This window comes from Dyadobacter soli (genome assembly GCF_900101885.1).
GTDB lineage: Bacteria > Bacteroidota > Bacteroidia > Cytophagales > Spirosomataceae > Dyadobacter > Dyadobacter soli.
Window position 1 is genome coordinate 36,240 of sequence record NZ_FNAN01000007.1, and the last position, 13,805, is coordinate 50,044.

Consider the following 13,805-nt stretch of genomic DNA (forward strand, 5'->3'; position numbering starts at 1 on the left):
GAGAAATTGCTAAATTCGTTTTTCTCAACCTGTTTTTATGCGCGTCGACGACCATCTTTATGATCTGGAACTGTACAGCCTTGCCAAGTCGGGCGACGAGCACGCCTTCACGATGCTGTACCGCCGTCATTGGCAAAGCCTTTTCAACGGGGCCTACAAGCGGCTGCAATGCAAGGACCAGTCGCAGGACATTGTCCAGAACATCTTTATCGATTTTTGGGAAAGAAGAAACTCTGTCGACGTAGGTAATGTGCAGGCCTACCTGCATACCGCCGTGCGTTTCCAGGTATTCAAGCACACCGCCCGCCAGCCGCAGAATGCACAGTTGCTCCAAACCTTCGAGGCCAGCCTGGCCGCCGCGGGCCATGCCGACGACGCGGTGCTGGAAGAAGAAATCCGCACGCTGCTAAGCCTGTGGATCGAAGCCCTGCCGTTCAAGCGACGCGAAATTTTCCTCCAACATTACTTCGAGGGCCTATCTACCGCCGAGATTGCCGCACGGCTCAATATCGCCCAGAAAACCGTGCAAAACCAGCTCAATACCGCAACGATCGAGCTCCGTACCAAGTTTGATAAAATTTTGTGCATCGACCTGATCGCACTGGCAATTTTCTTCCAATAACCCCTTCCGAATGCTTTTATTCGGCCTTTCTGAAAAAATCTAGAAAAAATCCCAAAGCGCTTTGGGAGTAAGGGAGGCATTTCGGTACATGTCAGAGAACGGCCCCGAAAACGCCGTGCCCCTGTTTCATGAAAGCATTTGATGGCAAAGAGGATTTCCTCGCAATGGTCCGGAAATACCTGGGCGGCAGCGCCAGCGACCGCGAGCGGGCGTTCCTGGAAAAATTTTACCAGAACCAAGAGCGGCACGACGACATCCTGGACCGGTATTCCGATGAAGACAGGGAAACATTGGGGCAGGAAATGGAGGAAAATATCCTGAAAAGGATTTCAGCGGGGCGTGAAACGAAGCTCCGGCTATTCTCCTGGCCCAGGCTGGCCGCAGCCGCGGCGGTGATCGTGCTGGCACTCGGCGCGCTTTTCTACCTCCAAAATAAACCCGGAACACTATCGCGGCCTGTCGCCCAAAAACCAACCGACTTCGCGCCCGGGGGCGAGCGCGCCATGCTCACATTAGCCGACGGTTCGACGGTCGTGCTGGACAGCGCCAGCCTGGGCCGCATTGCCAGCCAGGGTAATGCAACCATCCTCAAAAACGGCAACGGCAAGCTGTCCTACCAGGTCGATGCGAAGGACAAAACAGTAGCCGGTAAAAACACGATCAGCACGCCCGCCGGCGGGCAATACAGTATCAAACTCCCCGATGGCAGCCAGGTATGGCTGAATGCAAAGTCGTCGATCACTTTTCCTACGGCCTTTTGCGAGAAGGAACGGCGCGTGAAAGTGCAGGGTGAGGTATATTTTGAAATTAAAAAGGAAAAAGGCAGGCCATTCGTGGTGGATGTGGACGGCAGGCAGGAGGTGATCGTCACGGGAACGCATTTCAATGTCAATGCCTACGCCGACGAGCCCGAGATACGCACTACGCTGGTTGAAGGTGCCGTAAGCGTGAAGCAGGCGGGCGCAGGCAACGAAACCATGCAATTGATACCGGGCGAGCAGGCCAGTCTGCGCTCCGGTGGCACGGGATTCCGCAAAGCGGCCGTGGATGTGAACGAAACCGTTGCCTGGAAAAACGGCCTCTTCCAGTTCCGCGAAACGTCCCTGGCGACGATCATGCGGGACATCGAGCGGTGGTACAACGTAGAGGTTACCTATCCCGAAGGCATTCCGCAAAAGCGGTTTTCCGGCAAGCTCCGGCGCAATTCCAAAGCCTCCGAAATACTCGAAATCTTGAAGTTTGCGGGCGTGAATTTCCGCATTGAAGGAAGCGAATCTGCGGAGTATAGCGGCAGGATAGTCGTGCTGCCGGGAGATAAGAACCTGTAATCCAGTTTTTTTCAACTAAACCAACCTTTCTATGACAGCAAATTTACGAAGCCCCTAGCCCCGCTCCCGGTTGCAGAAAAAAACCGCAGACGTGCTGGAACCACATCTACGGCGACATTCAGGCTAACCGTCACGGCATTGCCGTGCAAGAATCTCACATCTTTTATTAACCCAAACTTTGTAAAAGTAATGAATTTTCATTCGGAAGGGAAGACTGTGCCCGATGCACAGCAGGGTTTCCATTGCCTGGCAGAACGCCTCGCGGAAACATTGCGCATCTCAACGTTATCTAAGCGACAGATCATTATGCGCCTTAATCTAATAATGGTAATGCTGATTGCCCTGCTCGTGCGTGCGCAGGCAGGCAGTTTCGCGCAGCCCATTACGCTTGCCGAGAAAAATGCGCCCATCGAGCGCGTTTTCGGCGTAATAGAGGCACAAAGCGGGCATGTGTTTTTCTACAACAGCGAGGAAGTGCGGGGTATGAAGGTAAGCCTGAATATGAAGAACGCTTCACTTCAGGAGACATTGAAACAATGCTTCCAGGGATTGCCGCTTACGTACAAGATCGTGGACAAGACCGTGGTGGTGCGCAAGCTGGAAACCCCGGCCAAACCAGCCGCAGAACCCCAGCCGATGTCGGTGGTGCACGATATGCGGGCCGAGATCCGCATAACGGGCAAGGTAACCGACGACAAGGGCGATGCATTGCCCGGCGTGAGCATTTTGCTCAAAGGATCGAGCCAGGGAACTTCTTCGGATATCAACGGCAACTGGGAATTATCGGTACCCGACAAGGCTGCGATCCTGGTTTTCAGCTTCGTAGGTTTCACGACCCAGGAAGTTACCGTGGGCAACCAGTCGGCTATCAACATTACCATGGCTCCCGACGTTCGCGGATTGGAGGAACTGGTGGTGGTGGGTTATGGTGCCCAGAAGAAAGTGAACCTTACCGGCGCCATTACGTCCGTCAATTCGGTGGATCTGAACAACCAGTCGGCGTCCAACCTCTCGAACACGCTTGCAGGCCGCGCGCCGGGCGTGAATGTCACGAACACGTCCGGGCTCTCGGGCGCGTCCTCGTCCATACGTATGCGCGGGAGTTTCGGCGACCCGCTGTATGTGATCGACGGTATCGTGCGCGACAAGGAGGCATTCGACGTACTGGAAGCCAACGAGGTAGACCAGATGAACTTTCTCAAAGATGCCGCCACGGCCTCCATTTACGGATCGCGGGCGGGTAACGGCGTCGTGATGGTAACCACAAAATCGGGTGCCCAGGGTAAGCCGACGTTCAATTTCCAATCCAATTACTCGACCAACCGCCCTACCCAGACGCTCCTTTCCGACCTGACCACCGCCGAGGACGAGCTCATTTACCAGAACCGCGTGGCGGAGTTCAACGGCACACCGATCCCGAACGGGCAGCGCGAGTTTGACTACTTCAAAGACAAGCGCTACAATGTCCACGATTTCATCTGGCAAAACCCTTACAGCCACCGGCATTCGCTGAGCGTGACGGGCGGCGACAAAAAGATCACCTACTACTCGCTGCTTAGCTACCGGGGAGAAGAAGGATCTTACAAAAGCCTTGAAAACGGGAAGTTCAACCTGCGGGCCAATGTAACGGCGCAAATCAACGACGACGTAAAAGTGGGGCTCAACATTGCGGCATACCAGCAGAGCATGGACCGTTTTTACTGGCCTTTCACGCTGGATGACGATTTCGACGTGTCGGATTTGTACCGGGTGACATTCAACTGGCCGAAGCTGTATCCTTTTTACACCGAAGCCGACGGAACGCCTTCCAACCAACCGACCGCTTACCCCGTACAAACGCCGATGGGCAGCTGGCAGGCATGGAACGTGATCGACCAGGTCATCGGCGACCGCTACATCAAGACCCGCGACCGGAATATGAATTCCATCCTCACGCTCGATATCAAGCTCGATAAGCTCATTCCCGGACTTTCTACCAAAATCGTCGGTAACTATATCGCCGAGGATTTTATGAAGAAGAAATACATGACTTTCCAGAAAAATTATGTGTTCAACCAGGCCGACCCGAATGGCAACCGCTTCATACCAGCAGCTCCCGACGAGAACAAGATCAATATCTTCACATTCAGCCAGAACCAGCAATCCCTGAATTACAATCTTTCCACCGGTTGGAGCTACCAGTTCGACTGGTTCCTCAATTACAGCCGCACTTTCGGGAAACACGGCATAGACGGTCTGATGGTGTTCGAACAGGCGCAAAGCGGCTATACCTCGGCCAGCGCACAATTGGAAGAGCCGCTAACCCCTTATGACCAGTCGTTTGTGTATTCTACCGACACCCAGCGCCGCAACGGCAGCGCCTACGAGGAAATAGGTGCGAGACAGTCGTGGATCGGGCGTTTCAATTACAATTTCGACAGCCGGTACATCGCCGAGTTCTCTTTCCGCTACGACGGTAACACGCTCTTCCCGAAAGGAAAGCGCTGGGGCTTCTTCCCGTCGGTGTCGGCGGCGTGGCGCATTTCGGAGGAGGCATTCATGAAAAACAGCAACTCGTTTCTCGACGACCTCAAACTGCGCCTATCCTACGGAACCACCGGTAACGACCTGAATGTAAACAACTTGAAGATCAACCCGTTCTCGTACAGCTACCGTTACCAGAATGCGGGAAGCTATATTTTCGGAGACAGGCTTTACCAAAGCATTGCGCCGGGCGCCACGCCGAACCCTAATCTCACCTGGGCGACTTCGGCGACCTACAACGTCGGCCTGGATTTTGGTTTCCTCAAAAACCGACTCTACGGAACGCTGGATGTGTTTTTGAAAAAGGAAACCAACATTCTCGGCTCTCGCGTGGTGACGCTTCCGGACAATTACGGCCAGAGCCTGGCGCCGGAAAATTATGCGGCACGGTCGTGGCGCGGCGGGGAGCTTTTCATGGAGTGGCGCGACAAGGCGTTCGATAACAAGGTCAATTATTCGATCAATGCAAACATTGGCTATTCCAAAGACCGCTGGGATATCCTCGACGAGTCGGCCGCATTTCAGCCGGGCGGGAACCGGCACTTCCAGAGCCAGGTAGGGCAGCCCGCCAACCGCATCATCGGCCTGAAAACCATTGGTATGGTGCGCACGCAGGATCAGCTGGATGCATTGCTTGCTTCGGGTTTGAAACAATATGGCCGTAACCCGTACCTGGGCGGGCTCTATTTCGAGGATTTTCGCGGCGACGGCTACTCGCCCGGCCCCGACGGCAAGATCGACGGTAACGACATCCAGGTTCTTTCCACCAATGCGACGCCGCGTATCAATTTTGGTTTCGGTTTAAATGTCTCGTACAAGGGACTGGCTATCAACTCGCATTTCCAGGGTGTGGGCGCTTACGACCGCATTATCAGCAACCAGGAAGGCGAGGGAATGCGGCAGCACGGCGGTACGGTGCGCCCCTACTACCCTATCTGGGCCGACGACGTGTGGACGCCCGAAAACCCGAATGCGAAATACCCGCGGCCCATCGGACAGAACTGGTACGAGTCGGGTACGGGCGCTACTTCGTTCTGGATCCGCAATGGCGCTTACATGAGGCTCAAAAACCTCAACATCGCCTACAATATCCCGAAGAAATGGGCCAATATGCTCAAACTCGGCAGCCTGCAAGTGTACGCGAATGGTACCAACCTGTTTGCAATTTCGAAAGTGAAGGAATTTCACGATCCCGAGCAGAAAAACTACGATTCGTTCCCGATCATGAAAACCTACACCGTTGGTCTCGACCTTAAATTTTAAGCTGATACAGACATGAAAAAATTACTATCCCTGATCCTGGGCATCTCGCTCTGCTGCGCATCCTGCAACGATGTGCTCGATGTGGAGGACATCAGCAACTACAACCCGGAGCTGGTCTGGAACGACGCCAACCTTGCCAATGCCTACATGGCCAACCTGTACCCGATGTTCGGCAACTGGAATACCGGCGCGGATGCATTCAGCCAGCAATTGGCCGGTATCAATTTCTATTCGGACCGGATCACCATCACCAACGGCGAGTTCAAACTCTGGAATTACGACCGCATCCGGCTTATCAACCAGGCCATCGTGGACGTGAATAAAGGCAGGCTTTCCGACGCCGTGAAGACCGGCATCACCGCCCAGGCGCTTTTCATGCGTGCCTACACCTATTTTGAAATGGTGAAATTCCACGGCGGCATTCCCTACATCACCATCCCGCAGGACCGCTATACCGACGAACTAGCCGTGCCACGGAACTCTACCGCCGATTGCTTCGACCTGATCGTCAAGGACCTCGACCAGGCCATTGCCGGTCTGCCGCAAAAGATCGCTCCTACCTCCGCAGATTTCGGCAGGATCGACGGCAGCTTTGCACTGGCATTCAAGGCGAAAGTATTGCTGTGGAAGGCATCCCCCCAGTTTAACCCCACCAAACCATTCAGCAATGCGTACTGGCCGGCCGCTTATGAGGTGAATAAAAAGGCTTACGAAGACCTGAAAGCACAAGGTTACGGGCTGGTAGACAACTACTCGGACATTGCGCTCGTGGAACGGGGTAAGGAATCGGTTTTTACCGTCATCAACTCTTACCCCAACAAAGTAGCCGCCTGGGACCATGGCGTTCGGCCCGGTTCGGAGAGCCGCGGCCCGGCCTCGGCGGTACCTACGTGGGAGTTCATTAAAGAGTACCCGATGAAGGACGGCAAAGCGTTTAATGACCCTTCCGGCAAGTACCACAAAACCGAGGAAGCATTGCTGCAAAGTTTCTGGAAAGACCGCGATCCCCGCTTCGAAAAGTCGATCGTGTGGAATGGTAAATTGTATGAAGTTTCGGGGAAAGCCGGAAAACGCCAGTACACGGCATTGGGCGTCGCGCACGAGCTGGATGATTTTGGTGTGAACCCGAAGGCGGGCGTCAACTCCACCAACCTCGACCGCTATACCGGCTTTTTTATCCTCAAAAACAGCCTTTTAAAACTGGCACAGGCGGAAGTGCAGCAATATGACGTGGATTTCGTGGTTATGCGTTTTGCAGAAGTAATGCTCAACTACGCCGAAGCCGCCAACGAAACCGGCAAGATTTCCGAAGCGCTCGATATCCTCAAACAAATCCGCAAACGTGCCGGAATAGAGCCGGGTACCGATGGAAATTACGGCATTTCGGCCACGACCGCGGCTACCATGCGCGAGGCGATTTTGTCGGAACGCAATGTCGAACTCGCATTCGAAGGCCACCGGTTCTATGACCTGCGCAGGCTCCGCATGCTCGACCGCCTCGACGGTACCACCAAGCACGGCGTGGAAGCGATCGCGGTCCTGCCCAATGGCCAGGAAATGCCCATCGGCGAGGCCCGTGAGAAGGCGAACAAATACCAACTGGTCGAAACGGATTTCAAATACAGCCTGCTGCAAGTGCCGCGCTCGGGCGTGAAAGCGAACGTCCTGCCCGACAAATACTACTTCTTCCCGATCCAGCGCGACATCCTCGACCGCAACAAGGCATTGGAACAAAACAAAGACTGGGGAGGCACATTTGACCCTACATTGCCGTAACAGGCCCCGTATTCACTCACTTTTACCAAAGCCGGACGAGTTTTCTTCCGGCTTTGGCGTTTCGTTGTGGATGAAATAAGTAAATTCGCAACAGCTCTGAATCCAACTCCGGGCATTAAGACTAAACTTCCTGATAAAATGAAATTTGCAATCCACGCGCTCGTCGCCGGCGCATCACTGGCCCTCGCGCCATCCGTGTCGATCGCCCAGCAGGCTGCGGCCGGTTCCCCCGTTGAAACCAAAAAGGCGAACTCCGAATACAAATCTGCATTTGCAGGACAAACCCGCATCGGTTCGGTCGTTACCAAAACCCCGTACGAAGGCAAAGTGCTGACCTCTTCCCTCGAAAGACCCTGGGGAATTGCGGTGTTGCCCGACGGCAAGTTTATCGTAACTGAAAAAGGCGGTACCATGCGCATCGTAACCGCTGCCGGCGAAGTAGGAAAGCCGATCGACGGTGTACCCAAAGTGAACAGCGACGGCCAGGGCGGCTTGCTCGGCATTACGCTGGACCCTGCTTTTGCACAAAACAGAATGGTGTACTGGGCATTCTCCGAACCACTTGCGGACGGTAACCTGACGGCCGTGGCCAAAGGCAAGCTTTCGGCAGATGGCACGAAACTGGAAAATGTAAAAGTTATTTACCAGGCCACACCTGCCTATAAAGGTACGCTGCATTATGGCGGCCGCGTGAAATTCGCGAAAGACGGCAACCTGTTCGTTTCCACCGGTGAGCGTTCCGACCTCGTTACACGCCCCCAGGCGCAGGACCTCAACTCCGGACTGGGTAAGGTGATCCGCATTACTACCGACGGAAAACCTGCAAAAGGAAACCCGTTCATCGGCAAGGAAGGCGCACGCCCGGAACTGTATTCGTACGGACACCGCAATGTACAGGGCCTCGCGATCAACCCGGTTACGGGCGATCTGTGGGAAACAGAATTCGGCCCAAGAGGTGGTGACGAGATCAACCGCGTGCAGCCCGGCAAGAACTACGGCTGGCCTACAATCACTTACGGTATCGAGTACAGCGGCAAGCAGATCGGCGATGTGATCCAGCAGAAAGAAGGAATGGAACAGCCGGTATACTATTACGACCCTGTGATTTCCCCAAGCGGCATTACCTTCTACGACGGCAAGCAAATCGCCGAATGGAAAGACAACCTGTTCATTTCTTCGCTCAGCGGAATGCACGTGTGCCGCATTGTCCTCAAAGACAATAAGGTAGTAGGCGAAGAAAGACTTCTCTCCGGCGAAAACCAGCGTTTCCGCGACATTACCGAAGGCCACGACGGCGCACTCTACGCCGTGACCGACCAGGGAAGACTCTACAAAATCGGTAAGAAGTAATTTTCCGGGAGTTTTCTCCTGAAAACTCATTGCATACTTTCACCCGTCGTATCGACAACCGCCCCGGCGCTGTCATACGGCGGGTGTTTTGCTTTGGGCCTGACACAGAGCGGACAGCTTGGTAGATCGCCATCAGTATCTTCACATCCCGCAGGGCCAGTTTCAAAAAAGGCCCATTCTACCCCAAAACCATGCCAGGCGTTTTCCCCACCGGAACGGAATTTGTATAGCCCGCGGATCAAAAAATTGGGGAAATCATGCAAAACCAGGAAAACACAGACGACCGCGACGATAACAACACATTCCCGGACGACGAATCGAACGTCATTTTCACCGACCTGCAAGGCATCCGGCGCAGGGGCATTTACCGGAAAGACCAGGGCTTCCAGGAAATCGCCGAAACGGAGATACCGCGCAAGGAAGAATCTTACTTTCCCGAAGAAGATATCGCGCAATGGGAATATGAGCCGGAAAGCCAGTCGGAATAGAAAAACAATTACTAGTCAACATGAAAACACTTCATCACTACCGAAAATCCGTATTGACAGTTATCGCTGTCGGTCTGCTGGCAACTATTAGTATCAGCTGCGACGACGATGACGACGATTTCTGGGACGCATTTATCCCTGAAACCGACAAAGAAGCCACATCGGCTCAAATACAGGGTTACGTGTTCTATCCTGCGCTTCAACCCGCGTCGGATGAAAATGTGGCCCGGCTCAAAGTTCCGTCGGGGTTTAAAGTCACCAAATTTGCCGAGGGGATGGGAAAACCCCGCATACTGGCTACCAGTGAAAAAGGTCACGTGTACGCCTCCGACCGGGAAGCGGGGATCGTCATGATGCTCATGGACACCAACGGCGATGGCGTGGCCGACGACAAGAAAACCGTAGCGAACATCAAGCAGGTACACGGCTTGTACATTCACGACGGCAAAATGTACATGGCCGCCGTCAAAGAAGTGTTCATGGCGGGCATCAATGCGGACGGTACCCTCGGCCAGCCCCGGATGCTCATCAGCGACCTTCCCGACGGCGGCCAGCACCCGAACCGCACCCTGGCTTTCGGCCCCGACAAAAAGATGTACATCAGCGTGGGCAGCACCTGCAATGCGTGCCCGGAGCCTAACCCCGAAAACGCTACTTTGCTGCGTGCCGAGGCCGATGGCTCGAACCGGAAGGTATTTGCAAAAGGCCTTCGCAACACGATCGGCTTCGGCTGGCATCCCGAAACCGCCGAGCTTTGGGGAATGGACCACGGCATCGACTGGCTGGGCGACGATGAGCAGAAGGAAGAGTTGAACCAGATCAAACAAAATGCCGATTACGGTTGGCCGTACATTTACGGAGAGGGCAAATACAACCCCGGCGACCGCCCCAAAGGTGATACTACTTATCAGCAATACCTGCAAAAGACCACGCTCCCTTCGCTCACCTACCAGGCGCATTCCGCACCTATGGCTATGACATTCTACACGGGTTCACAGTTCCCGCAGGATTACCGCAACGATGCATTCGTAGCCATGCGCGGCTCGTGGAACCGCAGCTCGCCTGTCGGGTACAAAATTGCCAGGGTTCATTTCGAAAACGGCAAGCCGGTACGGTTCGACGATTTCGTGACGGGCTTCACGGTAGATAACAACAAGGCCCATTTCGGTCGGCTGGTGGGCGTTGCAGTGCATAGCGACGGCTCGCTCCTCTTTTCGGATGATACCAACGGCGTCATTTACCGGGTAGCCTATCAATAAGCCCCGGGGTAACTGCTTACACTCCTGTTCAACCTTTATGAAAAAAGAAGATATTATCCCGGGCGACTGGTACCGGATCCTTTTTGGCGAAACGCCTGTCGTTTTCCTACTCGAAATACTCCTCAGGACCATTATCATATACGTGATACTGCTTGTGATCGTACGGATGATGGGCAAACGCATGGGCGGCCAGCTCACGATTTCCGATCTGGCTGTGATGATCACCCTCGGTGCCATCGTGTCGCCGGGAATGCAGATGCCGCAGACCGGCCTGTTGCTCTGCGCATTGATACTGATCTGTGCGCTTGTGTTTCAGCGCGGGCTTAACTTCCTGGAATACAAAAGTGAACGATTTGAAGAGATAACCCAGGGAACGCTTAGTATCCTGGTTAAAAACGGGGTAATGCAGCTCGACCAAATGCATAGCACTAAAGTTTCCCGGCAGCAGGTATTTGCGGCATTACGGAACAGTGAGGTCTACAATCTCGGCGACGTCGATCGCGTATACCTCGAAGCCTGCGGGTTGATCAGCATTTACCGCCGCCCGGAACCCAACCCGGGCCTCCCGCTCTTCCCACCCGACGACGAGGCCATCGAGGGTTTCAGGCAGCATACCATCCATGATTCGCTCGTATGCACCAACTGCGGAAAAGTACCCGAAACACAGGACCGTAGCCAGCATTGCCCTGTTTGCGATGCCACGCAATGGGGCGTCGCCAGCATTTCCAAAACCAGCCAGCCCGTTAGCGACGAGATATGAAAAAGGAAGATATCTATTTCGGCGACTGGCAACGGATGTTTGTCGGCGACGTACCGGGCGGATTCTATTGGGAAGTGGTGCTGCGGATCGCGGTGATCTACATTGTTTTGATGGTGTCGATGCGGCTGATGGGTAAAAGAATGGCCTCGCAGCTCAGCAGGAACGAAATGATCGCACTCGTGTCGCTCGCGGCGGCTATCGGGGTACCCTTGCAGGCGCCCGACCGGGGAATCCTGGCCGCAGTCGTGATCGCAGTTGTGGTGGTACTGGTCCAGCAATCGCTGGCCCGGCTCGCGACGCGTAACCAGCGGTTCGAATCGGCTACCCAGGGCGACCTCACTATCCTCATCGCCGACAGCAGGCTTGACCTGAAAAACATGAAAGTAAGCGGCATTACCAAGGAAAAAGCATTCTCCCAGCTCCGTAGCAACGGCATCCGGCATTTGGGGGAGGTAAAAAGGCTTTATTTCGAAGCCGACGGCTCCTTTACGCTCATCCGCAATGCCGACGTCCCCCCCGGCCTCGGCATTCTCCCCGAATCCGATACCGAATTTGTCCGGCAGGTTTGCCGCCCCGTGTCTGCACACGTGTGCAGGCGTTGCGGGTACGCACTCACGCAGGGGCTCGGGCCGTGTGAAAAATGTGGAAGCAATGAACGCGTCAATGGCGTTGAATAGCATACAAATAATATATCAACCAATGAATATGCGCATTATATGTCTGCTGCTTATCCTGGTGCCCCTTCTTACCAAAGGCCAGGATAAGGTAGCTCCCCGGAAATTCAAAGAAAATTACTGGTACAAAAACAGCATTATCTACAACCTGGAAATCGGCGTGTTCAAGGATAGCGACGGGGATGGCCGGGGTGATATCAACGGGTTGATCCAAAAGCTGGATTATCTCAAAATGCTGGGCGTGGATGTAATATGGCTGGCGCCGTTCCAGCCCTCCCCCGGCGCCGACGACGGCTACGACGTGGCCGATTATTATGGTGTAGACCCAAAATTGGGGACCGCCGGCGATTTCGCGGAACTGATGTACCAGGTCCGCAAACGCGGCATGCGGGTGATCATGGACCTGGTGATCAACCACACCTCCGACCAGCACCCGTGGTTCAAAAATGCACGCAGCGCACGCAATGCCCGCTACCGCGACTGGTACGTGTGGTCGCCTAAAAAACCACGCGACGGCGACAAGGGAATGGTTTTCCCCGGTGTGCAAAATACGGTGTGGACGCTCGACAGCGCTACGAACGAGTATTACTATCACCGTTTCTACAAGTTCCAGCCCGACCTCAATTTCATGAACCCTGAGGTAATGCAGGAAACGCAGCGCATTATCGGCTACTGGCTCAATCAGGGCATTTCGGGCTTCCGGCTCGATGCCGTGCCATTCATTATCGAAGTGCCGCATACCGGTTCTGAAAAGCCCAAACTCGATTTCGATTTCCTGAAAGATATCCGCCAGTTCACCCAATCGCGCCAGGCCGACGCGGCGATCCTGGGTGAAGCCAATGTGGAACCGAAAGAGAGCGTCAACTATTTCGGGGAAAATGGTGAGGGCATTCAGCTGATGTTCAACTTCTTTGCCAACCAGCATTTGTTCTACGCATTTGCAACCGGTGATCTGAAACCATTCAAAAAGGCAATGGAAGAAACGTCGGAGATCAGCCAGAGCTCGCAATGGGCGTATTTCCTCCGCAACCACGACGAGATCGACCTCGGCCGGCTGACCGACCGCCAACGCCAGCGGGTATACGACGCCATGGGGCCCGACACCAACATGCAGCTCTACGACCGCGGCATCCGCCGCCGCCTCGCGCCGATGATGAATAACGACCGACGCCGCCTCGAGATGGCTTACAGCCTGCTATTCTCGCTCCCCGGCGCGCCCGTAATCCGCTATGGAGAAGAGCTCGGCATGGGCGACGACCTGCGGCTCAAAGAACGGCTGTCTGTCCGCACGCCTATGCAATGGACGTCCGCAAAAAACGCCGGCTTCACCACTGCCGACTCGGCATTCAGGCCGGTGATCGGCGACGGCGCATATGGATTTATGAATATCAATGCTGAAAAACAATGGCGCGACAGCAGTTCCTTGCTCACCAGAATCGCGGCGATGATCAACATACGCAAAGCCTGTCCCGAAATCGGTCTCGGCACCTCCACCATTCTGGAAACCGGCTCGGAGGACGTGCTGGCCATTCGTTACTACTATGACGGAAAATCGCTGATCACCCTGCACAACTTCGCCAACGCGCCCCGGAAAGCCGCTTTCAGCATTGGCGGCCGCGGGAACTTGTATGATCTTTGGGATAAAAAAGGAGATCAGGTGATTGAAAATGCCGGCTTTTCATTGGAACTGCCCGCTTATGGTTACCGCTGGTTTCGGGTTGACGGTATTTTGCCGTAGGCGCGTTCGGAAACTTTTGTCTCA

The 13,805-nt window shown here is 54.5% G+C and carries 10 protein-coding genes; all 10 read left to right on the forward strand.

What is annotated here, in order from left to right:
• The first annotated feature begins 37 nt into the window (after positions 1–37).
• The 10 genes from BLQ88_RS12345 (at position 38) to BLQ88_RS12390 (ending at position 13,781) form a co-directional block, all read left to right on the forward strand.
• On the forward strand, positions 38–622 hold the full coding sequence (locus BLQ88_RS12345) for an RNA polymerase sigma factor (protein ID WP_090149916.1): 585 nt from the start codon (positions 38–40) through the stop codon (positions 620–622).
• 128 nt (positions 623–750) lie between these two features.
• Complete coding sequence (locus BLQ88_RS12350; protein WP_090149919.1) at positions 751–1,950, forward strand: FecR family protein; 1,200 nt, start codon at positions 751–753, stop codon at positions 1,948–1,950.
• 189 nt (positions 1,951–2,139) lie between these two features.
• Complete coding sequence (locus BLQ88_RS37030; protein WP_090149921.1) at positions 2,140–5,736, forward strand: TonB-dependent receptor; 3,597 nt, start codon at positions 2,140–2,142, stop codon at positions 5,734–5,736.
• Positions 5,737–5,748: 12 nt separating this feature from the next.
• Positions 5,749–7,512, forward strand: coding sequence for a RagB/SusD family nutrient uptake outer membrane protein (locus BLQ88_RS12360; RefSeq protein WP_090149924.1), 1,764 nt, complete (start codon positions 5,749–5,751; stop codon positions 7,510–7,512).
• Between the two features lie 138 nt (positions 7,513–7,650).
• Complete coding sequence (locus BLQ88_RS12365) at positions 7,651–8,862, forward strand: PQQ-dependent sugar dehydrogenase (protein ID WP_090149927.1); 1,212 nt, start codon at positions 7,651–7,653, stop codon at positions 8,860–8,862.
• 257 nt (positions 8,863–9,119) lie between these two features.
• Complete coding sequence (locus BLQ88_RS12370) at positions 9,120–9,350, forward strand: hypothetical protein (protein ID WP_090149930.1); 231 nt, start codon at positions 9,120–9,122, stop codon at positions 9,348–9,350.
• A 20-nt stretch (positions 9,351–9,370) separates the two neighbouring features.
• Positions 9,371–10,609 (forward strand): PQQ-dependent sugar dehydrogenase, encoded by a 1,239-nt coding sequence (locus BLQ88_RS12375; protein WP_090149933.1) that lies wholly within the window; start codon positions 9,371–9,373, stop codon positions 10,607–10,609.
• Positions 10,610–10,646: 37 nt separating this feature from the next.
• On the forward strand, positions 10,647–11,369 hold the full coding sequence (locus tag BLQ88_RS12380; protein ID WP_090149935.1) for a DUF421 domain-containing protein: 723 nt from the start codon (positions 10,647–10,649) through the stop codon (positions 11,367–11,369).
• Positions 11,366–12,046 carry a DUF421 domain-containing protein gene (locus BLQ88_RS12385; RefSeq protein ID WP_090149938.1) on the forward strand — a complete coding sequence of 227 codons (681 nt, stop codon included), beginning with the start codon at positions 11,366–11,368 and terminating at the stop codon, positions 12,044–12,046. The genes BLQ88_RS12380 and BLQ88_RS12385 overlap by 4 nt, the downstream gene beginning before the upstream one ends.
• Before the next feature lie 28 nt (positions 12,047–12,074).
• The gene (locus tag BLQ88_RS12390) at positions 12,075–13,781 is read left to right on the forward strand and encodes an alpha-amylase family protein (RefSeq protein ID WP_229212680.1); all 1,707 of its coding nucleotides are present in this window, start codon (positions 12,075–12,077) and stop codon (positions 13,779–13,781) included.
• Positions 13,782–13,805 lie beyond the last annotated feature (24 nt).